This window comes from Leisingera sp. M527 (assembly GCF_025141525.1).
Lineage (GTDB): Bacteria > Pseudomonadota > Alphaproteobacteria > Rhodobacterales > Rhodobacteraceae > Leisingera.
The window spans coordinates 878,063-901,831 of record NZ_CP081037.1; the positions used below are offsets into that span (position 1 = coordinate 878,063).

General features: G+C 59.2%; 29 protein-coding genes. 19 read left to right on the forward strand and 10 right to left on the reverse strand.

From position 1 onward, the window contains the following. Positions 1–71 precede the first annotated feature (71 nt). Positions 72–1,367 (forward strand): D-serine ammonia-lyase, encoded by a 1,296-nt coding sequence (locus K3555_RS04445; RefSeq protein ID WP_260007532.1) that lies wholly within the window; start codon positions 72–74, stop codon positions 1,365–1,367. A 338-nt stretch (positions 1,368–1,705) separates the two neighbouring features. Here K3555_RS04445 and K3555_RS04450 read toward each other — a convergent pair whose 3' ends face one another. Next, complete coding sequence (locus K3555_RS04450; protein WP_260007533.1) at positions 1,706–2,155, reverse strand: MarR family winged helix-turn-helix transcriptional regulator; 450 nt, start codon at positions 2,153–2,155, stop codon at positions 1,706–1,708. A gap of 122 nt (positions 2,156–2,277) precedes the next feature. Here K3555_RS04450 and K3555_RS04455 point away from each other — a divergent pair, with 122 nt between their 5' ends. Beyond that, a complete protein-coding gene (locus tag K3555_RS04455) occupies positions 2,278–3,231 on the forward strand; it encodes a catalase (RefSeq protein WP_260007534.1) in 954 nt (317 codons plus the stop codon). A gap of 389 nt (positions 3,232–3,620) precedes the next feature. On the opposite strand, the gene K3555_RS04460 is transcribed toward K3555_RS04455, so the two are convergent. From K3555_RS04460 to K3555_RS04480, 5 genes are all read right to left on the reverse strand, one after another. After that, positions 3,621–3,917 (reverse strand): hypothetical protein, encoded by a 297-nt coding sequence (locus K3555_RS04460; protein WP_259987154.1) that lies wholly within the window; start codon positions 3,915–3,917, stop codon positions 3,621–3,623. Next, a complete protein-coding gene (tnpC, locus tag K3555_RS04465) occupies positions 3,917–5,554 on the reverse strand; it encodes an IS66 family transposase (RefSeq protein WP_260008485.1) in 1,638 nt (545 codons plus the stop codon). Before tnpC ends, K3555_RS04460 begins: the two co-directional genes overlap by 1 nt. A gap of 62 nt (positions 5,555–5,616) precedes the next feature. Next, on the reverse strand, positions 5,617–5,964 hold the full coding sequence (gene tnpB / locus K3555_RS04470) for an IS66 family insertion sequence element accessory protein TnpB (protein WP_260006239.1): 348 nt from the start codon (positions 5,962–5,964) through the stop codon (positions 5,617–5,619). Further along, positions 5,961–6,272, reverse strand: a complete 312-nt coding sequence (locus tag K3555_RS04475; protein WP_260006240.1) for a transposase — start codon at positions 6,270–6,272, stop codon at positions 5,961–5,963. The genes tnpB and K3555_RS04475 overlap by 4 nt, the downstream gene beginning before the upstream one ends. 451 nt (positions 6,273–6,723) lie before the next feature. After that, on the reverse strand, positions 6,724–7,179 hold the full coding sequence (locus K3555_RS04480) for a MarR family winged helix-turn-helix transcriptional regulator (RefSeq protein WP_260007536.1): 456 nt from the start codon (positions 7,177–7,179) through the stop codon (positions 6,724–6,726). A 70-nt stretch (positions 7,180–7,249) separates the two neighbouring features. Between K3555_RS04480 and K3555_RS04485 the strand changes: the two genes are divergently transcribed. The 9 genes from K3555_RS04485 (at position 7,250) to K3555_RS04525 (ending at position 13,414) form a co-directional block, all read left to right on the forward strand. Continuing rightward, on the forward strand, positions 7,250–8,236 hold the full coding sequence (locus K3555_RS04485) for a catalase (RefSeq protein WP_260007537.1): 987 nt from the start codon (positions 7,250–7,252) through the stop codon (positions 8,234–8,236). A 112-nt stretch (positions 8,237–8,348) separates the two neighbouring features. Continuing rightward, entirely contained in the window at positions 8,349–8,768 is a 420-nt protein-coding gene (locus tag K3555_RS04490) for a group III truncated hemoglobin (protein ID WP_260007538.1), read from the forward strand. A gap of 93 nt (positions 8,769–8,861) precedes the next feature. After that, a complete protein-coding gene (locus K3555_RS04495) occupies positions 8,862–9,599 on the forward strand; it encodes a DUF2189 domain-containing protein (protein ID WP_072503354.1) in 738 nt (245 codons plus the stop codon). After that, entirely contained in the window at positions 9,600–9,890 is a 291-nt protein-coding gene (locus K3555_RS04500) for a DUF1971 domain-containing protein (RefSeq protein WP_260007540.1), read from the forward strand. After that, a complete protein-coding gene (gene ccoN, locus K3555_RS04505; RefSeq protein ID WP_260007541.1) occupies positions 9,880–11,499 on the forward strand; it encodes a cytochrome-c oxidase, cbb3-type subunit I in 1,620 nt (539 codons plus the stop codon). Before K3555_RS04500 ends, ccoN begins: the two co-directional genes overlap by 11 nt. Before the next feature lie 5 nt (positions 11,500–11,504). Next, positions 11,505–12,236: a cytochrome-c oxidase, cbb3-type subunit II gene (ccoO, locus tag K3555_RS04510; RefSeq protein ID WP_102859016.1), complete on the forward strand. Its 732-nt coding sequence runs from the start codon at positions 11,505–11,507 to the stop codon at positions 12,234–12,236. After that, positions 12,233–12,400 (forward strand): cbb3-type cytochrome c oxidase subunit 3, encoded by a 168-nt coding sequence (locus tag K3555_RS04515; RefSeq protein ID WP_014875441.1) that lies wholly within the window; start codon positions 12,233–12,235, stop codon positions 12,398–12,400. Before ccoO ends, K3555_RS04515 begins: the two co-directional genes overlap by 4 nt. Beyond that, positions 12,391–13,263 (forward strand): cytochrome-c oxidase, cbb3-type subunit III, encoded by an 873-nt coding sequence (ccoP, locus tag K3555_RS04520; protein ID WP_260007542.1) that lies wholly within the window; start codon positions 12,391–12,393, stop codon positions 13,261–13,263. The genes K3555_RS04515 and ccoP overlap by 10 nt, the downstream gene beginning before the upstream one ends. Further along, the gene (locus K3555_RS04525; protein WP_211003004.1) at positions 13,250–13,414 is read left to right on the forward strand and encodes a hypothetical protein; all 165 of its coding nucleotides are present in this window, start codon (positions 13,250–13,252) and stop codon (positions 13,412–13,414) included. The genes ccoP and K3555_RS04525 overlap by 14 nt, the downstream gene beginning before the upstream one ends. Positions 13,415–13,458: 44 nt before the next feature. Here K3555_RS04525 and K3555_RS04530 read toward each other — a convergent pair whose 3' ends face one another. Then, on the reverse strand, positions 13,459–13,914 hold the full coding sequence (locus tag K3555_RS04530) for an Rrf2 family transcriptional regulator (protein ID WP_014875439.1): 456 nt from the start codon (positions 13,912–13,914) through the stop codon (positions 13,459–13,461). A 107-nt stretch (positions 13,915–14,021) separates the two neighbouring features. On the opposite strand from K3555_RS04530, the gene K3555_RS04535 reads away from it, so the two are divergent. From K3555_RS04535 to K3555_RS04570, 8 genes are all read left to right on the forward strand, one after another. After that, entirely contained in the window at positions 14,022–14,531 is a 510-nt protein-coding gene (locus K3555_RS04535; protein WP_260007543.1) for a cytochrome C oxidase subunit I, read from the forward strand. Further along, positions 14,532–16,004 (forward strand): cbb3-type cytochrome c oxidase subunit I, encoded by a 1,473-nt coding sequence (locus K3555_RS04540; protein ID WP_260007544.1) that lies wholly within the window; start codon positions 14,532–14,534, stop codon positions 16,002–16,004. Further along, positions 16,004–16,603, forward strand: coding sequence for an SCO family protein (locus tag K3555_RS04545; RefSeq protein ID WP_260007545.1), 600 nt, complete (start codon positions 16,004–16,006; stop codon positions 16,601–16,603). Before K3555_RS04540 ends, K3555_RS04545 begins: the two co-directional genes overlap by 1 nt. Continuing rightward, complete coding sequence (locus K3555_RS04550; protein ID WP_260007546.1) at positions 16,600–17,160, forward strand: hypothetical protein; 561 nt, start codon at positions 16,600–16,602, stop codon at positions 17,158–17,160. Before K3555_RS04545 ends, K3555_RS04550 begins: the two co-directional genes overlap by 4 nt. A 6-nt stretch (positions 17,161–17,166) precedes the next feature. Continuing rightward, positions 17,167–17,994 (forward strand): formate/nitrite transporter family protein, encoded by an 828-nt coding sequence (locus K3555_RS04555; RefSeq protein ID WP_260007547.1) that lies wholly within the window; start codon positions 17,167–17,169, stop codon positions 17,992–17,994. Further along, a complete protein-coding gene (locus tag K3555_RS04560; RefSeq protein WP_260007548.1) occupies positions 17,994–18,512 on the forward strand; it encodes a hypothetical protein in 519 nt (172 codons plus the stop codon). The genes K3555_RS04555 and K3555_RS04560 overlap by 1 nt, the downstream gene beginning before the upstream one ends. Before the next feature lie 31 nt (positions 18,513–18,543). Continuing rightward, positions 18,544–18,909, forward strand: coding sequence for a cytochrome c family protein (locus K3555_RS04565; RefSeq protein ID WP_260007549.1), 366 nt, complete (start codon positions 18,544–18,546; stop codon positions 18,907–18,909). Between the two features lie 687 nt (positions 18,910–19,596). Further along, on the forward strand, positions 19,597–20,190 hold the full coding sequence (locus tag K3555_RS04570; RefSeq protein ID WP_260007550.1) for a substrate binding domain-containing protein: 594 nt from the start codon (positions 19,597–19,599) through the stop codon (positions 20,188–20,190). Between the two features lie 408 nt (positions 20,191–20,598). Here the strand turns inward: K3555_RS04570 and K3555_RS04575 are convergent, their stop codons facing one another. From K3555_RS04575 to K3555_RS04585, 3 genes are all read right to left on the reverse strand, one after another. Continuing rightward, the gene (locus tag K3555_RS04575; protein ID WP_260007551.1) at positions 20,599–21,126 is read right to left on the reverse strand and encodes a sigma-70 family RNA polymerase sigma factor; all 528 of its coding nucleotides are present in this window, start codon (positions 21,124–21,126) and stop codon (positions 20,599–20,601) included. A gap of 201 nt (positions 21,127–21,327) precedes the next feature. Then, the gene (locus K3555_RS04580; protein WP_260007552.1) at positions 21,328–22,632 is read right to left on the reverse strand and encodes a lysine N(6)-hydroxylase/L-ornithine N(5)-oxygenase family protein; all 1,305 of its coding nucleotides are present in this window, start codon (positions 22,630–22,632) and stop codon (positions 21,328–21,330) included. After that, on the reverse strand, positions 22,629–23,702 hold the full coding sequence (locus K3555_RS04585; RefSeq protein WP_260007553.1) for a GNAT family N-acetyltransferase: 1,074 nt from the start codon (positions 23,700–23,702) through the stop codon (positions 22,629–22,631). The genes K3555_RS04580 and K3555_RS04585 overlap by 4 nt, the downstream gene beginning before the upstream one ends. Positions 23,703–23,769 lie beyond the last annotated feature (67 nt).

Sequence of the window (23,769 nt, forward strand, 5' to 3'; positions counted from 1 at the left end):
TCGGGACGTTTTTCTGGATTCCGGCCGCCGTTAAGCCAAGCATGTTACACGCAATCTATGAGGACAGGAACATGGATGAAACCCTTCTGCAGCGACTGCAGGCGGTGGAGCCGCTGATGTGGATCAACCCGGAACTCGGCCCCACTACTGCAGCACAAGTGCCGGTGCGGCCGGACCAAGTGACGGAAGCTGAAGCCAACTGGCGTGCGCTGGCACCGCTGTTGCAGCAGTGTTTTGCGGAGCTGGAGGACAGCGGCGGGATGATTGCCTCGGATCTCATCGAAGTGGCGGATTTGGCCATGGCAATGGGGCAGGGCGCAGGGCGGTTCTTTGTAAAGGGTGACCACGCATTGCCGGTGGCGGGCTCGGTCAAGGCGCGCGGCGGCGTTTACGAGGTGTTCCTGCATGGGCTTTCGCTGGCGCGGCAGTTGGGGCTGATTGGGCCGGATGCCCCGCATGCGGCGCTGGCGGGCGGCAAAGTGCGGGATCGTTTTGGCAGCTGCACTGTGGCGGTCGGTTCAACCGGCAATCTCGGCCTCAGTGTCGGTATTGCCGCGCGGGCGCTGGGTTTTCGCGCGGTTGTTCATATGTCGGCGGATGCCAAGCCCTGGAAAGTCGAGCGCCTGCGCCGCCATGGGGTTGAGGTGGTGCAGCATCAGGCCGATTACGGTACTGCCGTGGCGTCTGCCCGGCAGCAGGCAGAGGCGGACCCGTCAATTTACTTTGTCGATGATGAGCGCTCGGAACTGCTGTTCTTCGGCTATTCAGCGGCAGCGGCCGAGCTGAGCGGCCAACTGGTAGAACGAAACATCCCCGTAGACGCTGAGAACCCGCTGTTCCTGTATTTGCCGTGCGGCATAGGTGGTGCTCCGGGCGGGGTGGCATATGGGCTGAAACAGGTGTTTGGCGATCATGCTCACTGCTTTTTCGTTGAGCCTGCCCAATCGCCTTGCGCGCTGGTGCAATTGGCGTCCGGCCTGAAGCAGGCAGTCAATGTCTATGACGTGGGTCTGACTAACAAGACCGAGGCCGATGGCATGGCGGTGGCTGAGGTGAGCCAGTTTGTGGCACAGGTCATGCAACCCTTGCTGAGCGGGGTGTATACTGTCGCGGATGACGATCTGTTCCGTTGGCTGGCGATGGCGCAAGATCATGCAGGACTGCAGTTGGAGCCTTCAGCGGCAGCCTGTCTGGGCGGGCCGCAGATGCTGCTCTCAACTGCCGAAGGCCAAGGTTATCTGGCGCAGCACAGGCTTGTGGCAAAAACGGATCAAGCCACCCATGTCATGTGGGCCACGGGAGGCAGCCTGGTGCCCGATGAGGAATACCAGAGCTTTCTGCAGAAAGGCCGCGCTTTGCGGGACTGAGGGTTGCCCGGGTGGCGCCAAACAGCCGCCCCGGAGTAGCGTGCCCTGAGCTGCGGTCAGCAGAGTGCGGGCGGATCTTTGCGGTACATGAAGGAGTGCTGGCCGACGCCAAGGCTCTGTCGGCACATCAGGGCTCCCCTCGAAGCCATCGCTGCAGGTCATTCTGCCAGCCGACTCGACGAATTCCTCCCCTGGAATTTCCAGCCGTCAAGTTGAAAGCCCGGTGTCCGCTAAACGCCACTTATTATCCAACAGTCCGATACTCTGGGACCAGGTCGAACCGATGCAGCTAGGCGAGGCTTGGTTAGCTGGGTATGGGAGGTCACTGAAGCTTAGAATTACTTCCGGGCGTTGGAAATTTTTGCGCAGATGCGAATGATCTCATCCGCCTCCGCCTGTGTCAGCCCGATCCGGGCAAATACATCGGAGGAAACGCTGCAGCTTTTTGTCCAAATGCTACGCCCTGTGTCCGTCAGGGAGACGACCTTTTGGCGCTCGTTGCCCACCTGTACCTCGCGTGACAGCAGGCCTTTCGCTTCCAACCTGCGAAGCAGAGGTGTCATCGTGGCCTTGGACACCTCCAGTTTGCTGGCCAGAGTTGAGATGGACACCCGGTCCTCCTCAGCCAAAGACATGAGTACCAAGTATTGAGTATAAGTGAGCCCCTGAGCTTTCAGAAGTGTTTGATAATGCTGCTCAACGGTATGCGATGCTGCATAGATTGCGAAACAAAGCTGGTTGTCCAACCTGACATCTGGCTTTTCATCGGTCTTCAGCGGTTCTTGCAAAACTCTGTGCTTTCGTTGTGGGACTGAGCACCCGTTAGATACCATCATTCTTTCCGCTTGCAAATAGTTAGTTAGCAAAATATTAGTGAGCAAATGAAAACAGCTCACAGGAGTACCTAGCTATGCGCACCGGATTATTTGCCCTCTGTCTTTCGCTGACTTCACTGCCCGCCTTCGCCGAAGGTGAGTTTGATACTGAGGGCGGATTTGCTGCCTTTGAACAACTCTTTGGCGTGACAGAGGGAAAGCGCCGCAACCACACCAAAGGTTTCTGCATCGAGGGTGAGCTTGTGCCTGTTGACAGCGCGATCAAGGCTTATTCCAACAGCTCGCTCTTCACCGGCACATCGTCTGTGATCGCGCGCGTATCCCATAAGGGCGGCAAACCTAATCCGGCTGACGACAAATATGGGTTGCTGGGCATGGCGATGGAGATAACGACGGCCGATGATGATTTGCACGTGATCGCGATGAACACTGAACATTTCTTTCCTGTTGCGACCAGTGAAGCGTTCATTGAACTGCTGCGGGCCAAGGCCGCAGGGCCAGAGGCGACCAAGGCTTTCGCCGCTGACCACCCTGCACTTAAAGCCTACAAAGCATATCATGGCGCCTTGGACAAAACCCTGAGGCCCTACGAGGGCACAACTTTCAACGGTGTGAATTCCTTCTATCTTGTCGATGCGGCAGGCGCGCAGACGGGTATCCGTTTTTCATTTCGCCCTTCTGGTGAAGAAGGGATCGTGACGGATACGCATCCCGGCTTCTTCTTGGAAAACATGCAATCGAACATAGCCAACGGTGGCGTGTCCTGGGAGATGGTGGTGACTCTGGCCAATCCAGGAGATGTTATCGCAGACCCCTCGGTGCAATGGACAGGGGAGCACACCGAGATTGTCGCAGCCCGGTTTACGGCCAAAGCGGCGATGTCAGAAAGCGATGGCCAGTGTGATGACCTCAACTTCGACCCCATGGTTCTGAGCGAAGGCTTTGCGCCGTCGGAAGACCCAATGCTGCTGGTGCGCTCCATGATCTATGCTCATGGTGTTGGGCAGCGTCTCTCCGAAAAGGACTGAGTTCTCCGTTCGCGGAAATTGAGTTGGTAAGGACCTGGACACATTGGCGATCATGTATCCGAAGCGGAAACTCCTACCGGGAGACCGTTCCTAAGCTTTCAATTTTCGGCATCACAAATCTGACCCCGTCACGGGCCTTGGCAAGGGCAAGTGACGGGGCGGTGCCTAGCGGCTATGCCTTGGGAATTACCCGGTGTCTTAGCGAGCCAGCACCGTACTTCTTCGTGGTCACATCGGTTGAACGCAAGCAAGAGTGGTGTTTGTGGGGCTGCCTTGGGTTGCACCTTGCAGGGCTTACCCCAATGGCGCATGGCGGCGGCATGCTGAGCGGAAATGCGAGCCATCAGCGAAGGGTACGGTTGTTGGAGCACATGGTAAGCGCCCGATTTCTACCGCAGCGGCTGGTTCTTGACCCGAGCGATAATGTCCGGTTCCCCGACGAAGTCATCGAGGAAGCTGTGCCATGTCTCAACGGACACACGTGCTGACGCCAGCATGTCGCGCAATTCGTGGATGCCCTCGTCGGTCAGTGCCGTAATGTAGTCGTCGCGTCCGATGTGGACGCTAACTATGTTGCCGTAGGAGAGGTTGTCGTCGTTGCTAACAATAACCTCGAGAAGTCCGGGATCTTCTCTCAGCAGGTCGGCGGCATGGGCGATGGAGCAGACGTAGGTCGTGGCTGCCATTACGCAGCCTCGTTGCGTGTTTGATCTGCCGGCTTCCAATTCCAAGGAAGCAATTCGGCCAGCCGGTTGACCATGTGATCGTGGATGCGGTCCAAGACATCTGCAAGGTAGGCCTGAGGATCGAGGCCGTTCATCTTTGCCGTCTCGATGACGGTCATCGCGCGGGCGAGCGTGTTACCGCCGGTATCCGAACCCGCGAATAGCCAGTTTCGCCTGCCGGCGCCAATGGGTCTCAGCGCGCGCTCGGCGGGATTGTTGTCGATAGCCACGCGCCCGTCCTCCAGGAACAGCGTGAACGAGGGCCAGCGGCTCAGCCCGTAGCGGAACGCCTTGGCCAGATCACTCTTGCCGGGAATGCGCGTGAGCTGCTTTTCGGCCCAGTCCCGGAACGCATCGGCCTTGGGCTTGCTTTCCTTTTGGCGCACGGCCAGCCGCAACTCGGCAGGCTTGCCGCTGATTTCCCGTTCGATGTCGTACAGCGCTCCGATACGGTCGAGCGCCTCACGCGCGATTTCGGATTTCGTTGCTGTCCAGACATCGTGGAAGTCGCGCCGAAGATGCGCCCAGCACGCGGTCTCCCGGAACTGGCTCTTGCCGTCCAGGTCCGCGGCATAGAGCTTAGCATACCCCTTGTAGCCATCAGCCTGGAGAATGCCGCTGGTCTCGCCAAGATGGGCAAGCACATGCTCTTCCTTCCAGTCCGGGGCAAAGTGATAGACCGCTCCGGGCGGAGCCGTGCCCGCCCATGGGCGCTGATCGCGGACATAGGCCCAGATCCGGCCTTTTTTGACGCCCTTTCCAAGCCCCTTGTCGCGCCGACCTCGGTCGAGAACCCGGATGGGCGTGTCATCTGCGTGCAGAAGATCGCTGGCCATGATCTCGGCCTCGATCTTCTCAATCTTCTCGATCAGCGGCGCCAGCGTCCTCATCGCGCCGCCGCACCAGTCGACCAGGGTCGTGTCCGGGATGTCCGCGCCCATGCGGGCGAAGATCTCATTCTGGCGATACAACGGCACGTGGTCGTCGAATTTCGAGGTCAGCACATAAGCCAGAAGGTTCGGGCCCGCCATGCTGCGGGGAATGGGACGGCTGGGCGCGGGGTTCTGAACGATCTTTTCGCAGCGCCGACAGGATTTTTTGATGCGCGCGATCTCGATGACCTTCAGCTGGGCTGCGATCATGTCGACCAACTCGCTGACATCCTCCCCGATCACCCGCAGATCGCCTCCGCAATCCGGGCAACTGTCGCCGGGATCAAGCTCGCGGCGCTCGCGCGGCGTGTCCTTCGACACCTTCGGACGGCGGCGCTTCGGGTCCCGCGGCGCGGCTGGTTCCGGGGTCTGGCTGTCCGTCTCCGGCTCCTCACCGCCATCCGACAGCAGTTCATCCGCCTCGGCGAGTGCAACCCGCAAGTCTTCCAGCGCCAGTTCCAGTTGTTCGATCTCGCGTTCGATCTTTTCCGAACTGGAGCCGAATTTCTGCTTCTGCAATCTGACGATCCGGACACGCAACGCCTGAACCAGCAGATCATGGGCCCGCAAACTGGCAGATATCTTCTGGTTTTCCGCCTGCAACGCGGCGATCATTGCCTTCAGAACGGCGGGGTCGTTGGGGAGAGGCATGGCTTCTGCGGACATGGCCGTGGATACCATACCTCCAGTCCAGACACCATAAAAACAAGAGATTCCAGAGGGATAAATCAGCCTGTCCGGGCTGGTGGCGCGCCCCAATCCGGCCTGCGCCAGTCGATCCCCTCCCAGAGCATGGCCAACTGATCGGCGGTCAGGCGCACGCTGCCATCCGTCGCCGCGGGCAATGGGAAACGCCCTTTCTCGAGGACTTTGTAATAAAGGCAAAAGCCCTGGCCATCCCAATACAAAAGTTTCACCCTGTCGCCGAGGCGCCCCCGGAATGCGAACACGGCACCGTTTGACGGCCTCTGCCGCAAGACATCCTGCGCGATGGCGGACAGGCCCGCGATACCCATGCGCATATCAGTGTGACCGCAAGCCAGGTAAACGCGAACGCCGGTGCCTGGGCCGATCATGCCGCCTCCACCGCTTGGATCAAACGGGTCAGCACCGCCGGGTCCAAATGGGCATCGACCCGCAAGCTGCGGCCATTGCGTAAAACCACCTCGATCAGCGCCGAGTTCGCTTCAGAGGTGCAAGGTTCCAGCGGACCGGGCGGCAGCGCCGGAATATCAACCGGCAAAAACAGCGCGGTGTCGTCAGGCCCCAGAAGCCCCTTCCTCCTCAGCTCGTATCGCCAGGCATAAATCTGCTGCCGTCTGATCTCGTGGCGCTGTGCGACCTGCGACACGGTCGCGCCGTTCACCCCCAACCGAAAGCACAATCGCCAACTTCTCGTCGTCACTCCATCGGCGCCGACGTTCCAAGCCCAGAATTTCGCCCCGCACAGCTGTCTCCATCCCTGTAGGAGACGTCATTAAAGACGTCTTTATGGACGTCTCTTAGCAATCTCCGGGACACACGAGCAGGCGGTTCAAATCGGGCGGTTACAGCACATGATGTTCCAGACCGCTTTCATCGCGGCGCGTAGCAACTCGGTTTCTAAGCTATTTTTCACTGATAGAAGCTGGGCTTTCCCATCCGAAAATGGGGCGGGCCACCCGGGCATCGCCAACCTTGTAAGCATATTGAAGGAAACAATGGCTGCGCTGCATCTCGCGCTCTTTGGCTGTCATTGAAGCCGGCACCGTCCGAAACAGATGCTGCTGGGGGGGAGGTCTTACATTCAATTTATTTAAGAATGAAATATACTCGTGCGGAAACTGTTCCAGCGCCTAAGAGGCAGTGCGGTCTTTCGGTGTGTTCTTCAGGTTATCGGTAAGGCGGGAAAGGCCGTCCGTGATCTGCTTCAGCACATTAAGCTCAAGGCCGGTAGCTTCGATCAGGCAGGAAGTGATCTCGCGAGAAGCCGCATGAAGTGCAATGCCTTCGTCTGTCAAATGAACAAAAACTTGCCGCTCATCTTCCGTGCCTCGCATCCGACGCAAAAATCCCATGTTCTCAAGTCTTTTTAACAGAGGTGTCAGGGTGCTCGTCTTCAGTGACAATTGTGCTGCAAGTTCACTGACACCTTGCTGGTCCCGCTCCCATAGCAGCATCAAGGTGATGTATTGTGGATATGTTAAGCCAAGAGGGCGGAGCATCGGCCCATAGACTTGGTTGATGGCATGCGAAGCATTGTAAACTGCGTAGCAGAACATCTCATCGGCTTTTTCAGGCAGTTTGTTCATCCTGGTTCCGAGATCCCCAAATACATCGTGTGCGATACTTTTGCTTGACGACTGCCGGAAGTCAAGATTAGTGTCAGAACCACAAAATGTCGTGCGCGATCTAAATTGCGCGAATTCTGACCGTGGTTTTTGCGGTTGCCGGAAGGAGGAGTGGAAGACGATGTCACAGGCCATAGAACTGATTGATGCCTTGAACGGAACATTTGGCCGCCACAGCGGCGCCCGCGCTTCACATGCGAAAGGGTTTTCTGCCAGAGGCCGCTTCATTCCAGCGGCCGTAGGTCCCGGGACCGATATCCCGTTGCTCGCTGAAGAGCAGCCAATAACTGCACGCTTTTCGGTTGGCGGAGGAAAGCCCGGAATCAGTGACAAAAGCCCTACAGTCCGCGGTATCGGGCTTGAAATTGGAAAGGGCGCCGGGGCTTGGGCCATGGCCCTGATTTCCAACCCGGTTTTCTTTGCCAATTCCGCGGAACAGTTTAAGGCCTTTCTGGCAGCAAGGGTGGCCGATCCTGCAACCGGCGGACCGGATCCTGAAAAGGTTAAGGCATTTAACGAGGCGAACCCGAATACGGTTCCCCATCAAAGCTATCTGAAGTCCGTGGCGCCTTGCCGGTGTTATTCTGCAGAGCAGTATCATTCAGGCCATGCCTACCACTTCGGTAGCAGCGAAGGCGTTCTTGCGGCCCGTATCCTTCTGGAGCCTGAAGGCGGCCGTCACGGCCTGACAGATGAGGAGAAGAAGGATCTGCCGGATGATTTCCTTTATGACAGGCTGCTGCGGGAGTTGAGTAACAGGCCTGCCCGATGGGCGCTGAAGCTGGTTGTGGCGAATGATGCGGATGATATCTCGGATCCCACCGTCCCATGGGATGGGGTGCATGGCGAACTGATCCTTGGAACGGTGCAAATCGAGTTGCCGGATGACCGGGCCGAGAGCGTTGCCAAAGTGTTTGACCCCTCTCATTTGCCAGAGGGTGTGGCAGAGCCTCACGATAATGTATTCGCCCTGCGCAGTCCTGCATATGCGGTCTCTGTTGCGCGCCGGTCCAGTTGAAACTGCAAAATTGGCTGCGCCCGAGCCACCGTTGCCGGAGGGGGATTAAAATGCGACTTGAAAATACCTATTTAATAAAGTAGGGATGCCATAGTCAAACTTGGAGATTCTCATGGCGCAAGAACAGCGGGCGCGACCGCATATGTTTGATGTTACCCCGGAAGAGATCAGCAGGCTGGTATGTTGTTTTTATGCACGTATCCGCGTGGATAATGTGCTTGGCCCGGTGTTCAGTGCGGCCATTGAAGACTGGCCAGCGCACGAGGCGAAAATCTTGGCGTTCTGGAGGGGGGCGATCCTGCGCGAACCGGGGTATGAAGGAAATCCCATGCAGGTTCATCTGTCCAACTCGGAAATACTGCCGGAGCACTTTCCTCGGTGGCTGGAGCTGTTCCGGGACACGGCAAACCGCGAGTTGAAACCGGAAACGGCCGCGGCATTTGCAAATCTGGCCGACCGCATCGGCAACGGGTTGTCCTATGGAATCGAAAACTTCCGCAAGCCTGAAGGGGCTCCGCCTGTTCTGGCATGAGTAATTTACGGGCAGTTGCCGGAGGGTCGCTGCCTCGTGTGTTAGGATCGAAGCCATCATTCCGTCCCGGACGGCCAAAAGGAGAGACGAAAAATGACTGCAGGCGTCTATTCCAAAGCAAGGGTGATCCAGGAGGATCCGGGGCAGGTGGTGAAGCGCTGGCTGGTTGCCGGTTGGCGGGATCTGCGCGCGAACCCCGGGTTTTCCCTTGGGTACGGGATGGCACTGGTTCTAGGGGGCTGGGCTTTGATTTGGCTTCTTTCAGCGAGCGGGACCGGCTGGATGTTGCTGCCGCTGCTGGCGGGCGGGGTGCTGATCGGGCCGGTTGCAACGGTTGGGCTCTACGCAGTGGCCCGCGGGCGGCGCGAGGTAGCCTCAAAAGGGCAGATCGCGCTGGTGGGGGCCATCCTGATGGTCTTTGCCCTGACCTGGATCCGCGCGGCCACGGTGCTGTTTGCCATCGTGTACGGTCTGCGTCCCTTTGCCGGTTTCATCGAAACCCTGCAATTGCTGCTCAGCACGCAGGCGGGGTGGGTGCTGATGATCGCGGGTTCGCTGACGGGCGGGCTGTTTGCAGCGCTTGGCTTCGCGGTCTCGGCGTTTTCAGTGCCGATGCTGGTGGATCGCGAGATCGACGGCTTCTCGGCCATGGGGCTGAGCTTCAATGCGGCCACCCATAATTTCCGGCTCTGCGTCTGGTGGGGCGCTGCCATCACCTTCCTGACCGCCCTGGGCATTCTGACCGGGTTGCTGGGGCTTGCAATTGTCTTTCCGCTGCTTGGCTATGCCACCTGGCATGCCTACGCGGATCTGTTCCATGGAGATGCATGAATGGCTGAGGCTCTTCCCAAAGGCGCGGTGCATTACGCCACCTCGCGGTTTACGCAGGACACCCTTCCGGAGAAATTGCGTAAGGATCACAGCACCAAGGCGGGCGTCTGGGGTCAGTTGGCGGTGCAAAGCGGCCGGCTGCTGTTCAGGCGGGAAGACAAGGCAGAGGTGATTGTCGAAGCGGGCGGAACCGCCATCTTTGCCCCGCAGGAAATACATTCGGTCGAGGCGCTTGGCGCAGTGGAATTCGAAGTCCGGTTCCATCGGCAGGAGGTATCCAATGCAACGTAATCTAAGCATAGAGGATGGCGTCATTTTCGGCGCTTTATTTGCCGTGCTCTTGGGCGGGCTTGCCATTCTGGGCTGGGGCGTTCCGCTGGGCTATGTGCTGCACGGCTGGCTGATCGCGCTGGCCGCAGGCTGGGGCATCATGTGGATGCTGAACCGGATCAGTGACGGGCCGGGAGAGGTGCCTTTAGAGTATAACGACAAAGTCATCCGCTTCGGTGTCATTGCTGCTTTGATCTGGGGAATAATCGGTTTTGCCGTTGGTGACATTCTTGCGTGGCAACTGGCCATCCCGTCGCTTAACGGCGATATGTCCTGGTCCAACTTCGGACGGCTGCGGCCGGTGCATACCTCCGGCGTTATCTTCGGTTTTGGGGGCAACGCGCTGATCGCGACCTCCTTTTATGTGGTGCAGCGGACCTCGCGGGCACGGCTGGCCAGCGAGACGCTGCCATGGCTAGTGTTTTGGGGGTATAACCTGTTCCTGGTGCTGGCTGCATCAGGCTACCCGATGGGCATCACTCAGTCCAAGGAGTACGCTGAACCGGAATGGTATGCAGACCTATTGCTGCTGGTGGTCTGGGTTGGCTATCTGACCCTGTACCTCAGGACCTTGGCACGGCGGGCTGAGCCGCATATTTATGTGGCCAACTGGTACTATCTCGCTTTCATCGTGGTGATTGCGATGCTGCACACGGTGAACAACCTCTCGGTTCCGGTCTCGATTGCCTACCCCAAGAGCTATTCGCTGTTTGCCGGCACCCAGGATGCGATGACGCAGTGGTGGTACGGCCACAATGCGGTCGGGTTCCTGCTGACTGCAGGCTTCCTGGGTATGCTCTACTATTTTCTGCCCAAGGCGGTGAACCGGCCGGTCTATTCCTATCGGATGTCAATAGTCGGCTTCTGGGGGATCACTTTCCTCTATCTCTGGGCCGGGTCGCACCACCTGCATTACACGGCGCTGCCGGATTGGGTGCAGTACCTTGGCATGAGCATGTCGATCATCCTGCTGGTGCCCAGCTGGGCCTCGGTCTTGAATGGTATCCTGACGATCAACGGCGCCTGGGACAAGGTGCGCACCGATCCGGCCGTGCGCTTCATGATGGTGGCGATCCTGTTCTACGGGTTGTCGACGTTTGAAGGCTCCTTCATGGCGATCCGCCCGGTGAATTCGCTGAGCCATTATACTGACTGGACCGTGGGCCATGTGCATGCCGGGGCGCTTGGCTGGGTGGCCTTTATCACCTTTGGCGCCATGTACAAAATGGTGCCTTGGGTCTGGAAACGCGAGGGCGTCTATTCGCTGAAACTGGAGGCCTGGCACTTCTGGCTCGCCCTCTCAGGCACGCTGATCTACGTCGGCGCGATGTGGAACAGCGGCATTACACAATCGCTGATGTGGCAGACCTATGATGCGGATGGCGCTTTCCTCTATTCCTTCCTCGACAGTGTGATCGAGATGCACCCCTACTATGTGGCGCGTGCAGTCGGCGGTCTGCTCTATCTGATCGGGGCCTGCATCGGTGCCTACAACATCTACATGACGGTGAGCGGTCCGCGGAAAACACAATCCCGGCAAACCGGGCCTTTGGCTCAGCCTGCGGAGTAACGCCCATGAGCACAGCACATCAGAAACTTGAACGCCACTCGCTGGGATTTGCCATGATGATCCTGCTGGTGGCCTCGATCGGCGGCATTGTCGAAATTGCACCGCTGTTTACAATCGAAAACACGGTGGAGGAAGTCGAAGGCATGCGGCCCTATACGCCATTGGAGCTGGCCGGGCGCGACATCTATGTGCGCGAGGGATGCTATGCCTGCCACAGCCAGATGATCCGTACCCTGCGCTCGGACGTGGAGCGTTACGGGCATTACAGCCTGGCCGCCGAGAGCATGTATGACCACCCGTTCCAATGGGGCTCAAAGCGCACCGGGCCTGATCTGGCCCGGATCGGCGGCAAATACTCGGACGACTGGCATGTGGCGCATCTGGAGGCGCCGCGTGAACTGGTCCCCGGATCTGTGATGCCCGGCTATGCCTTTCTGTCCGAAAACAGGCTGCAGACCGGTCACTTGCCCGCCGCACTGAAGGCGCTGAGCCGGGCAGGGGTACCCTACACAGAAGCGCAGATCGAAAATGCCGAAAAGGACGCGGTCTGGCAGGCAGATTTCGAGCAGAACTACGAAGGCGAACTGCAGGAGAGTTACGGCGCAAATGTGCAGGTGCGCGATTTCGACGGCCAGCCCGGAAGTCTGACAGAAATGGATGCGCTGGTGGCCTATCTGCAGATGCTGGGAACGCTCGTTGATTTCGATTCTTTGAACCCCGAGGAGGTTAACCGATGACCCATGATGCAGTTCTGGTCTTCTCCAAAACCTGGGGCGCTATCTATCTGCTGAGTGTGTTCCTGGCGGCCGTGGTTTGGGTTTACTGGCCATCGCGGCGCCGCATGTATGACGATGCGGCGCAGTCTCCGCTGGATGGGCGGGAGGACCAGCCATGGCGCTAAGAGAAAAGGATCCGGTCTCGGGTACGGACTTGACTGGTCACGAGTGGGACGGGATCAAGGAGCTGGACACACCTGTTCCTTGGGCCGCCCGATGGTCGCTGTGGGGCAGTATTGCAGTGGCCGCCGTATTTTGGGTGTTCTATCCGTCTTTTCCCGCTGTGAGGGACTACGCCAAAGGGGCGCTCGGGTATTCCTCAAGGGCTGAAGTCATGGCCTCGCTGAAGGAAGCAGAGGCGGACCGCGAACAAGCTTTCTCGCCTTTCACATCGGAGGATATTGAAGCGATGGCCGCCGATCCGTCGCTGGAGGAGCGCTATGGCGCGGCCATTTCCAAGCTTTATGCAGACAATTGCGCGGCCTGCCATACGGAAAATCTGAAGGGGCAGCCTGGCTTTCCGAACCTGGCTGACGGCCATTGGCTGTGGTCGGGATCGCCGGAGGAAATCGAATACACGATCCGCTATGGCATCAATGCGGCACATGACGAGACCCGCATCGCCCAGATGCTGGCCTTTGGGGCGGATGGGATGATCGAAAAGCCGCAGGTCAAGGAGGTGACGGAATTTGTGCTGTCGCTTTCCGGTCAAGAGCATGATGCAGAGGCGGCTGAGGCGGGCAGGGCAGTCTTTGAAGAAAACTGTGCCGCCTGCCACGGCGAAGACGGCCGCGGAGGCTATGAAAACGGTGCGCCGGATCTGGGAGATGGCCATTGGATTTACGGCGGCAACAGGGAAAAAATCTATCAGAGTGTCTACTACGGCAGGCAAGGTGTCATGCCTGCCTGGGAAGGTCGCCTGAGCGATATGCAGATCCGGATGCTGACGCTTTATCTGTTGTGGAACGGCGAAAATGCCCCAGGCTGAGGAAAACCCACGGTTCCGCAGGGCTATGTATCTGCTGATACTGGCCTTGCTGACCGGGTACATCGGCTTCAAGGCCTGGCACCTGTCGGTGGCCTTCGACGCGTGGGAAAATCAGTCTCTGGAGGGCGCGATTTCGGGGGCTGCCAAGTAGGTAGTTTGCAGAATGATACGCAAATATTTTGCGTATGAATGGCTTCAAGCAGCCCCTCGTCCAGCTTCCAATGCCCGAATCAGGTTCTTCATTCCGCGGTTTCCCTCCAGAACATTCTGCAGGGTCTTGCTGTCTAGTGCGGCAAAGAACACTTCCTGTGCCTCGGTCAGGATCGGCAATAGGCCGCAGGCCGGGGTCATCACGCAGCAGCCGCCATCTTCCTTCATGCACTCAACCAGCGGTGTGCCGCGCTCAGACTTACGCAGCAGCCCGCCGATTGATATAGCCTCCGGCGGCAGTGCCATCCGCATGCCCCCGTTGCGCCCGCGCACTGATTCCACGTAGCCCTCGTGAGTCAGCCATTGGGAAATCTTGGCCAGGTGGTTGAAGGGCAGCTTCTGCATCTCCGCAATTTCACGTGTAGACATTAGCCCCTCCTCATGGGTGGAGAGGTGGATCAGGATGCGAAGTGCGTAGTCTGAAAACTTTGAAATCTGCATAAGCACTCTTCTCACAAAAAACACGTATTGGAAATACGTATTTCATTGACATGTATCGACGTCCTTCAATAATAAGCATTATAAATACTTATTAAAGGGGGCGGCACATGCAGCCAGTTGTTCTTTTGATCTCGCTGATCCTGATGGCATTGCTGTCAGCGGTCTTCTACATGGCAGCCAGGGCTTCGCAGGGCGAAGCCCCCGGGCCAAATGCCAACAGCAAACGCACCGGCCTGATTTGGGCGATGGTGGTTCTCGGTGTAATCGTGTCCGTAGGCTCTCTGCGCAGCTGGCCGCACGCGTTGGCCAGTACCGGCGATGCGATGGAGGTGAATGTCAGTGGCGGTCAGTGGTGGTGGGATATCGACACCACCGAAATTCCGGTTGGGAAGCCGGTCAACTTCAACGTCACGACCGAGGACGTCACCCACGGCATGGGTATCTATGACAGTGAGCTGACGCTGCTGACCCAGGTCCAAGCGATTCCCGGTTACACAACCAAGGTCACCTATACGTTCACCGAACCGGGCAGCTACCAGCTCCTGTGCATGGAGTTCTGCGGGGTGGCCCACCACGACATGGTCAATGAATTCGAAGTTGTAGCGGTGGAGGGATAAATGAACACTGCATCTGAATCTGCTGTGGCTGATCGGGCCGCTGCCGGGCCTCAGCCCAATCCTCAGGCCAGCGCTGTCAAGCTGACCATGATCCTGTCAGGTGCGGTTTTCGCGCTGATGATGGTCTTCGGACTGATCATGCGTGCCGCTCAGGGCCAGTGGATCGAGCTGGATCCGGCGCTTTTTTATCAAATCCTGACAGCCCATGGCGCGGGCATGGTTGGTACCGCCGCGCTCTCAGGGGCCGCCATCATGTGGTATTTTTGCGGTCGTTACGTCGTACTGACCGCCGGTATCTTCTGGGCCTTTCTCGGCCTGTTCCTGCTGGGTGTTGTGCTGATCCTGGGCGCGATCTTCATCGGCGGATTTGGCGGTGCCTGGACCTTCCTGTTCCCGCTGCCCGCCCTGTCCGGCGGCGCCTGGGAGGCCGGGGCTGCCGCGGCCTTTATGCTGGGTTATGTGTCGATCGGTGTTGGCTTCCTGCTTTACTATCTGGAGCTGGGGCGCCAGATCCATGCGCGATATGGCAGCCTGGCGCGGGCGCTGGGCTGGAACCTGATCCTGGGCCGCGAAGACAACAACCCGCCGCCGCCGACCATTGTTGCTGCGGCAGCCGTCACCATCTTCAACTCTATCGGCATCATTTTGGGTGCGGCCGTTCTGGTGGCCAGCCTGGTGCATCTCTTGGTGCCGGGGTTTGAGGTCGACGCGCTCTTGGCCAAGAACCTGATCTATTTCTTCGGCCATGTCTTCATCAACGCCTCGATCTACATGGCGGTGACCGCAGTCTACGAGATCCTGCCGGAATACACCGGTCGCCCTTGGAAATCGAACCGGGTGTTCGCGATCGCCTGGAATGCGGTGCTGATCTTCGTGATGGCGGTCTACTGGCACCACCTGCTGCAGGATGTGGTAATGCCGCCCTGGATGCTGGTGGTGGGACAGTTGGTCTCCTACTTCAGCGGCATTCCTCTGATCGCAGTTACGGCCTTTTCCACCTTCCTCTATGTGCGCGGATCGAAAATGACCTGGGATCTGGCCTCTGCGCTTCTGGTCTTGTCGGTGGCGGGCTGGTCCGTAGGGTCGATCCCGGCGTCGATCGACGGGATGATCAGTGTCAATAAGGTGATGCACAACACCATGTGGGTGCCGGGCCATTTCCACACCTACTTGTTGCTGGGTGAAGTTGCGATGGCCTTCGGCTTCATGGCCTGGCTGGTGCGCGGCAAAGCCATTGCCGAGATGGGCGGCTTGGACCGCGCGGCCTTTGCCACCTATCTCGCTGGCGCTGCCGGGTTTGTCATCGTCTTCCTGTTCTCCGGTGCCGCCTCAATCCCGCGCCGCTGGGCGGTGCATTACGAGGAATGGCTTACTCATGACCGCATCGGTACAGCCTTCAGCGCACTGGTGGTGCTGGGAACCCTGATCTTTGTGCTGCGGTTTGTGGCGCGCTTGGGCCGGAGCAGCAACTGATGCTGGCGCGCGCATTCCCATCATTTCTCGCCGCCCTGATCGGCGGCGGGATCCTTTGGCACGCCACGGACGGGGCGCGCGCCTTCACAAGCGAAACGGCCCGGCGGCTGGACGTCGCCCGGTCGCCCCGCCCGGTGCCGGGTGTGATACTGGAGGACATGTCCGGCCAGCGCGTGCCGCTGCTGCCGCAGGAGGGCGAGGTGGTGCTGGTTGAGTTCATCTACACGGTCTGCGGTGACATCTGCCAGATCGCGGCGGCGGATTTTGCCGAGGTCCGCGGCCGGTTGCAGGCTCAGGATGTGAAGGCACGGCTGATCTCAGTTAGCTTTGACCCGCAGCGGGACACTCCGGAGCAGATGGCCATCTACGGCGATGCCCATGAGGCAGATGGCGCAGTGTGGATCGTTGCCCGGCCGGAAGAAAGTGACTTGGACGGGCTTCTGGAATTGTTTGATGTGACAGTCATCCCCGATGAATGGGGCGGCTACCAGCACAACGCGGCAATCCATGTGATTGACGGCAGCGGCCGGTTCTCGGCTGTCTTTGATACTGATGCGGTGGAGGCGGTGGCTGCCCATCTACGGGAGGTTCAGCCATGAGGATGATTTGCCTGGGACTGCTTGCATTGGCCGAAGCCGTTGCCCTGCGGGAGGCAGCTGTTAGCAGTCCGATTCAGCATGTTTTGGTGCAGATGCCCTTGCTGGTGCTGGCTGGAGCGGTGGCCGGGTGGCACTTGAGTGTGCCGCGCCACTGGGCGGTGCCGCTGCTTCTGACAGCCCTGACGGCCTTACTGTTCTGGATGCTGCCGCTCAATGTGGACTGGGCGCTGACGCCAGCGGGCGAGCTGGTCAAATACGCATCGCTGCCATTGTTGCTGGGACTGCCACTGCGGCTGTCCTGGCCTTGGCTGGGTCCGATCCTGCGCGGGTTCATTAAGGCCAATGCGCTGTCGATGCTAGGGGTCTTGGGTTTCCTTTACACTCATGCGCCTGTCCGCATCTGTAATTCTTATCTGGTGTCCGCGCAGCAGGATCTTGGCTTTGCCTTTCTTTATCTTGCCGCGGCTCTGGCCTGCCTTTGGGCCATCCCGGTTTTGTTCGGACATCCGCGCTGGCTGCCGCTGAGCACTGACGGATACACCAAATGCGGAGCATGAACTGACATGACTTATTCCGATACTGTTCTTGGGTTTGCGCAGCTGGCGCAAAAGAAAAGCCAGAGCCTGCGCACCGATCCACTGGCTTTCCTGATCCTGGCGCTCAAGGCCGGCGCCTTTGTCGGCGCAGGAATCCTATTGATCTTCTCGGTGGGGCAGGGCGTCGAAGGGGCCTTCCGCCCGATTGTCATGGGGGCAAGCTTTGGCATCGCACTGACGCTGGTGGTCTTTGCCGGAGCGGAGCTGTTTACCGGCCACACCATGTATATGGCGCATGGATTGCTGACCGGCACCAGCAGCCTGAAAGACCTTGCCTGCTGCTGGGCGGCAAGTTGGTCCGCCAACCTGGTTGGCGCGATACTTCTGGCGGCGTTGTTTGTGATAGGGGGCGGGGGCCTGATCCTGGGCGCCGGCGAAGACGCGCTTCTGTACAAGGTCGCCGCCAAGAAGATGCACGGATCAGCACCGCAGCTATTCGCCAAGGCGGTCCTGTGCAACTGGCTGGTCTGCCTCGCCCTGTGGTGTGCGGCACGGTCCAAGGATGATGTAACCAAATGCATCGTCATCTTCTGGTGCCTCTATGCATTCATTGCTGCGGGTTTCGAGCACAGCGTCGCCAATATGACGGTCTTCTCGGTTGCCTTGCTGTCTGATCACCCGGAGAGCATCTCGCTGGCGGGGGCGGCTCATAACCTCACTTTCGTCACTCTGGGCAACGCTTTTGCGGGTGCGGGGATCATGGGCTACGGGTATTGGCGTGCCGCCTCCAAACCGCGGATGCAGGCCGTGACCGCAAGCGACGCAGTTCTTCAGAGTGAGAAGGAGGCGCACTGATGGGTTTTTTCGCGGACAGAAGCGGTTTGGAAACCTTTGCCGGGCAGTCTCCGGTTGATGTGGCTAAGCCTATGGTTGCGATCATCTTCATATGGTCCGGAGCGGCGATTGCCGGAAACCTGATTGCAGCGCCGGCCAAATTTCAGGCACCCTCTCTTACTTTGCCGGTGGCCCTGGATGTGGGCCGAATGCAATTTCAATGGCTGGGAGTGGCTGAAGCAGTTTGCGCCTTTCTCATTTTGGCCCTGCTCCTTGCGTCCAAGCGGATGCCCAGCTGGCAATTGGTTGCGGCATTTGCAGCTTTTGCTCTGCAAAGATTGTGGATCCTGCCAGTTCTGGACGAGCGCACTCTGGCCATCATTGCAAGTCAGCCAGTGAAGGAAAGCTCGCTTCATTTGGTGTACATCGCGGCTGAGGTCGTGAAGGCCGCTTGCCTCGTTTGGGCTGGTTCCCAAGCCATGCGCCCGCTCTCAGCAAGGAGCCGCGCCGAAGTCTATCTCACCCAAAACACTCAATGATGGATGTCAAAACCACGAAAGGAACGAAGTGATGAGGAACATTCTACTGGCCGTTATCCTAGGAATTGGCAGTGGCCAAGCCGCAGCGGCAGATGGTGATGCGGCCGCAGGTGAAAAAGTGTTCAAGAAATGTGCCGCCTGCCATGCAGTGGAGGAGGGTAAGAAGAAAGTCGGGCCGACAATGTTTGGTATCTGGGGCAGGCCTGCGGGGGCGGTCGAAGGGTACAAATACTCCTCTGCAATGCAGGAGGCGGAATTCTCTTGGGACGAGGAACAGCTGACGGGATTCCTAGCGGCACCAAAGAAACATCTTCCAGGCACAAAGATGGCCTTCCCGGGATTGAAAAAGGAACAGCAGATCAGCGACCTGTTGGCATACCTAAAAACATTGAATTAGCGTTTTTAAGAAATCTGGCCGACTACTCTGCTGTTCTGATGAGTAGTTGGCTGGAACATTTGTTAAGAAGGGCCCTGCTTCACTTCTGGGCCGCGTTGCAGACTGAAGGTTATCGGGCTTGGATGAAGCAGTGTCCAAATCCTGCTCCCGCAACCAACGTTTCCAACCAAGCCCTCGCCACCAGCGGGGGCTTCTTCGATTCAGGCTGATCCAACGCCATGATCCCCGACAATTCCTCAGCAATTTTAAGTGGATGTCCGCCCGGCGCATCAGCGTCCGCAACGACGCGGTGGCCGATGCCTGAAGCAGTCGCGGCAGCAACGCAGTGTTCGAAAATAGCGAACGGAACCTTTTCCCGCATTTTGGAAAAATGTTTATTTTGAACATATGCGCTGGAGCATAAACGAAATCGAAACCTTCCTCAGTATGGTGGACACGGGTTCCATCTCCGAACCTGCTACACGGGCTGGCCTTTCAAAAGTCTGTCATTAGCAAACGGATCAGCGATCTCGAAAAGGCCTTGGCGTCGCCCTGTTTACACGCCATGCAGGCCGGATCAGCGCCACGGATGCTGCCAGTGCGCGCGCCGAGAGCGTTCGGCCTGCATTCAGTGAACTCGTAGCAGCCACCGAGTGTGGGGCGGCGGATGATCATGGCTTGCATGGCCGGTTGAGGATTTCAGCTCCGATGAGCTTTGGGACCCGTCACGTAGGTCGAATGGCCGCCAAGTTTGCCAGCCTGCACCCAAACCTTGAGGTCATTATCGAATACGATGATTCAAAGGTTGACTTGGGGCGGCCCGGATTTGACGCCGCTATCCGCGTCGGTGCGATGCCGGACAGCACCCTGGTTGTTCGCACACTTTGCGAGGATCCGCGAGCGATCGTCGCAAGCCCTGATTATCTCGAAAAGCACGGGCCGATCATTAAGCCCGGGCAACTTAGAGAACATGCCGCGATTGGATGTCAGAACAAGCGGCTGGGTGAAATCTGGCAGTTTGACAAGCCGGCTGACCCGCCGATCCCTTCCAGGGTCATGATGAACAACGGCGAAGCGATGCGCGGTATGGTTCTGGAAGGTCTTGGGATAGCGCTTCTGCTGATGTTCATCGTCTACGATGACCTGAAGGATGAACGCCTGCTTCAGGTTCTGCCTGAATTAGTTCCGGAACCTTTGCCGGTACAAGCCGTTTGGCCGCCAGTCAAACACATGCCCCCGAAGCTTCGGCTGTCCATCGACCATCTCCTCCTCGCCTTCGGGCAAAGAGCGACTTGGCAATAAGCGCACGGTGATCGTAGAGATACCTGTGATGCCGCAATTTTTGCCGCAGCTGCAGATTTAAGACGGAGCAGACCAAATCAGGAAAACAGATAGAGTTGTTCAAACAGCTCGGCTGTAAGCCGTCATGCTGCAGATGTAACGGCGTGCGTACTGATCAATGCCGGGTCACCCCGGGATCAATCAAGACTGAAAGCGATCCGCGTTGCTTTAGTGCGCTCGCCATTGTGCTTGAACCATTGCGCATCAATGGCTCGCTGTACGAAGGCCAGTTCGTGATCTTGTACCTCGTCGGGGACCAACTGCTCATGGTTCCCAGCTATCATGCTGGATTCGCGGGATGAATCCCATCACCCGATTCACGCGACAAAGCCGATCAAAGCCATTCATTAGGAGAAGCTTGACGCCAATCTAACTTGCCCCTTTCAGTCCATCGGCACAGCGCTGCTGGACATTGCGTACGATCACATTGATCAACGCGCGGGAGACTTGAAGCTCCTCTGCAATTTCTTTTTGCAGGACGCCGGCCAGCCGGTGACGCAGGAACACGTCGCGGTTCCGCGGGGGGCTGTCTGCAAGGCTCTGGACAACCGCTTGCAGCGCCTGTTTGCTTTCAAGGCTTGCCCGTCCGCACAATGGAGTCACGCCGGCCGCTGCCAGCTGGCCCTCGTCCCCGAAATCCGTGGGGATCTCACGGCGCGATTTGCGCAGGTAGTCGATGGCCGCATTGCGCACCATCCGCGCCACATAGGGCCGGGGTCTGTCCGGCAGGCTGCCGGGCTTGAAAGACAGGCATTTCAGGGCTGTGTTCTGGATCACGTCTTCGGCGGCGTCTAGCGAGCCAACCAGCTTCAGGGCGGAACACAGATGCAGCCTGCGGTGGCTGACAAGTTCTTCAATCAAGTCTTCGCAGACGCGCGGTCGTGGATGATCCGGCATGGCAATCCCATCGGTATGAACCCGGATAAATGTCCGGAAAGGTGATGTTTTTTTGGGAAAACTGCCTTTGGGCGTGCAGGCCCTGGGTTGCGCTCCCGTTATCAGCCAGGTGGGTTGCTAGGTCAATCCTCGCGTGTGAAATTGGCGGGTAATTGCCGTTAACGGGTGTGCGGCCCGCTGTTGCGGGCCGCCGGAGGCGAGCTATTCCGCGGCGGCGAGCTGTGCGGGCTGCGGCGTCAGGAGTGCTTCGGCAATCTCATCGACGCGCACCGCCAGTACCGACAGCAGAGTGTCACTCAGCCCGTGGGTCTCCTCGCAGTAACCCTGCAGGAAGATGCGGGGGCGGAAGGTCCCGCAGGTCCGCATCCGGTAGTTCCGGTCCGGGCTTTCAAAATGCACGTGCGGCTCCAGCCCGGCCAGCAGGGTTTCTCCCAGGCGGCGGCGGTAGCCCGTTGCCAGGATGACCAGATCATAAGCGCCGTTGCGGGTTTCGCCGCCCTGAGCCGGTTGCAAGGTCAGCAGCGTCTGTTGCCCGCTGACTGCTGCAGCGGTGACGCAGGTGCTGCGCAGCAGCCTGTAGGCAGAGCCGCCGGCCACTTCCTGTTCGTAGAACAACCCGTAAACTTGGTCGATCAGATCGCCGTCCACGACTGCGTAGTTGGTGTTGGAATACTCCGCCATCAACGCCCGGCGCTGGTCTGCAGGCTGCTGGTAGACGTGGGAAGTGAAGCTGGCGTCGAAAATCTCGTTCACGAATGGGCTGTCGTCCGAAGGCTTCAGCGCGTGGCTGCGGAAGATGAAGTCCACTTGGGGCCGGGACGGGTCATTGGCGAGGTCCATGAAAATCTCGGCACCGCTCTGGCCCGAGCCGATGACCGCCACTTTCAGCGGCTTGTCCGCTGCCGCCAGCCTGGGCTGGACTGTGCTGAGGTAGCTGGAGCTGTGGACCACGCCGGGGTGGTCTTGCAGCGCAGCAAAAGTGTCCGGGATGGCAGGCTTGCCGCCGATGGCCAGCACCAGATCCCGGGTCAGGTAGCGGATCTGCCTGCCGGTCTCGTCCTCGGCGGTGACGGCCAGGACCTCGCCGGTGCCGCCGGGGTCCTGGACGGGTTCGGCACCGGTCACCCGCTGGCCATAGCGGCAGGTGTCTTCTAACTGCGCAGCGGCCCAGACGAGGTAGCTGTTGAACTCCTGCCGGCTAGGAAAGAAGCTCTTTCGGTTGACGAAGCGCTCAAGCCGGCCCCGTGCATGCAGGTAGCTGAGGAAGGAGTAGGGGCTGGCGGGATTGCGCAGGGTGACCAGATCCTTGATGAAGGAAACCTGCATGTCCGAGCCTTCAAGCAGCATGTCCGGGTGCCAGGCAAAGCGGGGTTTGGCTTCCAGATAGAGGGCGTCCAGCTTTGGCGCCCCGGCCTGCGCACGTTCCTGCAGGGCGATGGCCAGGGCCAGGTTAGACGGGCCGAAGCCCACGCCGATCATGTCGTGGATGTGTTGCGGTTCGCTCATCGGGTTTCTCCGGGTTTCAGTTGGGCAAAGGGGGACAGTTGCAGCGGGCGGCCGGGATCTGCGGGGCTGGGGCGGGACCAGAGGCGGGCCTGAAAGAAATGCTCCCGCTTCAGCCGCACCAGCGTTGCGCGCTTGTGGGCAAAGTCGAACTCCTTGACCGCGGCAAAGCCGGATCGGGTCAGGTTGCGCAGCTGCTGGGTGTGGCTGGCTGCGGGTTCGCCAACCAGCGCCTGTGTGCGGGGCTCCGCCAGGAACATGTAATGCATCAGCGAGGGCAGCCAGGCGGTGATGTAGTCGGCGCCGCGGGCTTCGGGGTCACCGACCAGCACATGCCAGCCGCGGTCCCAATCCCCAGCTGGGTAATGGGCGCCGATGCGGTTTTCACGTGCCCAGTAGAGTTCAAAGTAACAGAAGGGGCGTCCGTCGAGGCAGCCAAGGACCGGCATCATATGCGGATCGGCCTGCATCCGGGAGAGGTAGTTCCGGTGGTATTCCAGGGTTCCGGATTCCTCGAAGAAGGCGGCGACGCGCGTGTCGTTCATCCAGGCGTGGAACAGCTCCAGGTCCGCAGCAGGATCCAGCGCGCGCAGCGAGAAGGTCTGCTGCAGCCAGGGGATGCGGCGATGGTAGAGGAGGCCTGACGGCTTGGGCGGCCGCAGCGGGTGGCTGCCATGCGGCCCGGCCACCTGCGCCTGCGGGTAGCTGCGGGACTGCTGCGCCAGCCATAGGTCCGGAACCTGCCAGAGCATCTCTGGAAAGACTGCTAGCCAGCTGCTGTCCAGCAGGCTGGCAGCACCGGTGGAGAGCAGTTCCTGTTCGAGAGAGGCGAAGTCTTCCCGTTTCAGCACGACCAGAACTTCCTCGGCCGCGTGGCTGGTCAGGGCCTCGCAGGCAGCCAGCAGGGTGGCCAGGCTGAGCGGGCTGGCGGGCGCCGCGAGCTGCAGTTTGCCGCCGCCATGGTCCGTGACGGCGATTTCTTGCGCGGTGCCCTGGCTGTAAACCGTGACACCGCCGGGCCCGGGCCGGGCCCAATGGGGCGGGCTGTGATCTGAGGCGTAATCCAATGACACGCTGGGTCCTCCGTTTGCTGGTCGGCGCGGGCGTGCGCCGGGACTGCTTTGAGAACGCTGCAGGGCG

What these genes read in the sequence shown, in the direction of transcription:
- K3555_RS04535 (WP_260007543.1), top strand. Translation starts at nt 14,022, where the DNA reads ATGCAGCCAGTTGTTCTTTTGATCTCGCTGATCCTGATGGCATTGCTG.
- K3555_RS04500 (WP_260007540.1), top strand. Translation starts at nt 9,600, where the DNA reads ATGGCTGAGGCTCTTCCCAAAGGCGCGGTGCATTACGCCACCTCGCGG.
- K3555_RS04560 (WP_260007548.1), top strand. Translation starts at nt 17,994, where the DNA reads ATGGGTTTTTTCGCGGACAGAAGCGGTTTGGAAACCTTTGCCGGGCAG.
- K3555_RS04525 (WP_211003004.1), top strand. Translation starts at nt 13,250, where the DNA reads ATGCCCCAGGCTGAGGAAAACCCACGGTTCCGCAGGGCTATGTATCTG.
- K3555_RS04490 (WP_260007538.1), top strand. Translation starts at nt 8,349, where the DNA reads ATGGCGCAAGAACAGCGGGCGCGACCGCATATGTTTGATGTTACCCCG.
- K3555_RS04480 (WP_260007536.1), bottom strand. Translation starts at nt 7,179, where the DNA reads ATGAACAAACTGCCTGAAAAAGCCGATGAGATGTTCTGCTACGCAGTT.
- K3555_RS04565 (WP_260007549.1), top strand. Translation starts at nt 18,544, where the DNA reads ATGAGGAACATTCTACTGGCCGTTATCCTAGGAATTGGCAGTGGCCAA.
- K3555_RS04545 (WP_260007545.1), top strand. Translation starts at nt 16,004, where the DNA reads ATGCTGGCGCGCGCATTCCCATCATTTCTCGCCGCCCTGATCGGCGGC.
- tnpB (WP_260006239.1), bottom strand. Translation starts at nt 5,964, where the DNA reads ATGATCGGCCCAGGCACCGGCGTTCGCGTTTACCTGGCTTGCGGTCAC.
- K3555_RS04530 (WP_014875439.1), bottom strand. Translation starts at nt 13,914, where the DNA reads ATGCAGATTTCAAAGTTTTCAGACTACGCACTTCGCATCCTGATCCAC.
- K3555_RS04460 (WP_259987154.1), bottom strand. Translation starts at nt 3,917, where the DNA reads ATGGCAGCCACGACCTACGTCTGCTCCATCGCCCATGCCGCCGACCTG.
- K3555_RS04495 (WP_072503354.1), top strand. Translation starts at nt 8,862, where the DNA reads ATGACTGCAGGCGTCTATTCCAAAGCAAGGGTGATCCAGGAGGATCCG.
- K3555_RS04445 (WP_260007532.1), top strand. Translation starts at nt 72, where the DNA reads ATGGATGAAACCCTTCTGCAGCGACTGCAGGCGGTGGAGCCGCTGATG.
- ccoO (WP_102859016.1), top strand. Translation starts at nt 11,505, where the DNA reads ATGAGCACAGCACATCAGAAACTTGAACGCCACTCGCTGGGATTTGCC.
- tnpC (WP_260008485.1), bottom strand. Translation starts at nt 5,554, where the DNA reads ATGTCCGCAGAAGCCATGCCTCTCCCCAACGACCCCGCCGTTCTGAAG.
- ccoP (WP_260007542.1), top strand. Translation starts at nt 12,391, where the DNA reads ATGGCGCTAAGAGAAAAGGATCCGGTCTCGGGTACGGACTTGACTGGT.
- K3555_RS04575 (WP_260007551.1), bottom strand. Translation starts at nt 21,126, where the DNA reads ATGCCGGATCATCCACGACCGCGCGTCTGCGAAGACTTGATTGAAGAA.
- K3555_RS04570 (WP_260007550.1), top strand. Translation starts at nt 19,597, where the DNA reads ATGAGCTTTGGGACCCGTCACGTAGGTCGAATGGCCGCCAAGTTTGCC.
- K3555_RS04555 (WP_260007547.1), top strand. Translation starts at nt 17,167, where the DNA reads ATGACTTATTCCGATACTGTTCTTGGGTTTGCGCAGCTGGCGCAAAAG.
- K3555_RS04580 (WP_260007552.1), bottom strand. Translation starts at nt 22,632, where the DNA reads ATGAGCGAACCGCAACACATCCACGACATGATCGGCGTGGGCTTCGGC.
- K3555_RS04540 (WP_260007544.1), top strand. Translation starts at nt 14,532, where the DNA reads ATGAACACTGCATCTGAATCTGCTGTGGCTGATCGGGCCGCTGCCGGG.
- ccoN (WP_260007541.1), top strand. Translation starts at nt 9,880, where the DNA reads ATGCAACGTAATCTAAGCATAGAGGATGGCGTCATTTTCGGCGCTTTA.
- K3555_RS04515 (WP_014875441.1), top strand. Translation starts at nt 12,233, where the DNA reads ATGACCCATGATGCAGTTCTGGTCTTCTCCAAAACCTGGGGCGCTATC.
- K3555_RS04455 (WP_260007534.1), top strand. Translation starts at nt 2,278, where the DNA reads ATGCGCACCGGATTATTTGCCCTCTGTCTTTCGCTGACTTCACTGCCC.
- K3555_RS04550 (WP_260007546.1), top strand. Translation starts at nt 16,600, where the DNA reads ATGAGGATGATTTGCCTGGGACTGCTTGCATTGGCCGAAGCCGTTGCC.